We start from the raw sequence: 519 nt of genomic DNA on the forward strand, positions 1-519 counted from the left end.
ACGTCGCCGTCTTCAATACCCAAAGCTTTAGCAAAGTCAGCATCAACTTCAGGCAAAGTGGCTTCAGAAACGTTGTTCAGAGTGATGGTGAATACGGCAGATTTACCGGCAACATCTTTACCGTGGTAGTCTTCAGGGAAGTTTACGGTAACATCTTTGCTTTCACCGGCTTTCATGCCGACAACACCGGCCTCGAATTCAGGCAGCATTTGGCCTGCGCCCAATACGAAAGCGTAGTTTTTAGACGCGCCGCCAGCGAAAGGTTCGCCGTCGATTTTGCCTTCAAAGTCGATGATGACGCGGTCGCCGTTTTGGGCTTCGCGGTCAACATGGTTGAAGCGGGTGCGTTGTTTACGCAGGATTTCTACAGTTTGGTCAATTTCGGCATCGCCAACAGTCGCAGTAACTTTTTCTACTTCTTGGGCAGACAGGTCGCCAATAGTTACTTCAGGGAAAACTTCAAAAATAGCGGCAACTTTGAAAGACTCTTGATCGTCTTGTTCTTCAACGCCTTCAAAG

1 protein-coding gene is annotated in these 519 nt (G+C 48.6%); it reads right to left on the reverse strand.

The annotated features are described in order from the left end of the window. Positions 1-519 (reverse strand): trigger factor (gene tig, locus ACTHUM_RS18595; RefSeq protein WP_440403767.1); only part of this gene is annotated, 519 nt, incomplete at both ends.

It is taken from the genome of Neisseria sp. P0021.S006, assembly GCF_051956895.1.